1 protein-coding gene is annotated in these 736 nt (G+C 71.7%); it reads left to right on the top strand.

The window, feature by feature from the left end; all coding sequences use genetic code 11:
- Positions 1-34: 34 nt before the first annotated feature.
- On the top strand, positions 35-736 hold a 702-nt coding region (locus M8J73_RS37850), incomplete at its 3' end, for a M14 family metallopeptidase (protein ID WP_249829640.1).

The raw sequence follows: 736 nt of genomic DNA, 5'->3' as shown, positions 1-736 counted from the left end.
CCGCGCCGCGGCCTGAGCTCCAACGAGGACAGCCATGACTCTGACCATCGGCACACTGCGGGCGGAGCCCGGCCGGAAGACCCGCGGGGTTCTGCCCGCCGACCTCGGCACCACCACGGTCGAGGTGCCCCTGATCCTCGTCAACGGCGCCCGTCCCGGCCCCCGGGTCGTGATCACCGGTGGTGTCCACGGCGGCGAGTTCATCGGTGTCGACGCCACCACCCGCCTGGCCGGACTGCTGGAACCGGAGGAGATCGCCGGGCAGGTGGTGATCTGCCCGGTGGCCAATCCGCCGGCCGTCTACGGCGGCAGGCTCAACATCTCCCCGCTGGACGGCGTGAACATCAACCGCGTCTTCCCCGGCGACCGGGACGGCGGCCCCACCGACCGGATGGCGGCCTGGCTGTTCGAGCACCTCGTCGACGGCGCCGACGCGTACGTGGACCTGCACAGCGGCGGCATCGACCAGCACCTGCTCGACTTCGTCGGCTACCGCCGCACCGGCGACACCGAACTCGACGCCAAGAACAAGGCACTCGCGCACGCGGTCGGATACGAGCGGGTCATCTTCGGCACCAGCCCCGAGGGCGGCAACAGCCACGCCGCCGCCAACCGGCAGGGCATCCCCGCGATCCTCGTCGAGACCGGCCAGCTCGGCGACCGGCACCCGGACACCGTACGCAGGCTCCTCGACGCCCTCCACCGGATCCTGCACCACCTCGGCGTCATCGAAGCG

This window comes from Streptomyces neyagawaensis, from assembly GCF_023516595.1.
Taxonomy (GTDB): Bacteria; Actinomycetota; Actinomycetes; order Streptomycetales; family Streptomycetaceae; genus Streptomyces; species Streptomyces neyagawaensis.
This window is presented reverse-complemented; position numbering and strand designations above follow the sequence as displayed.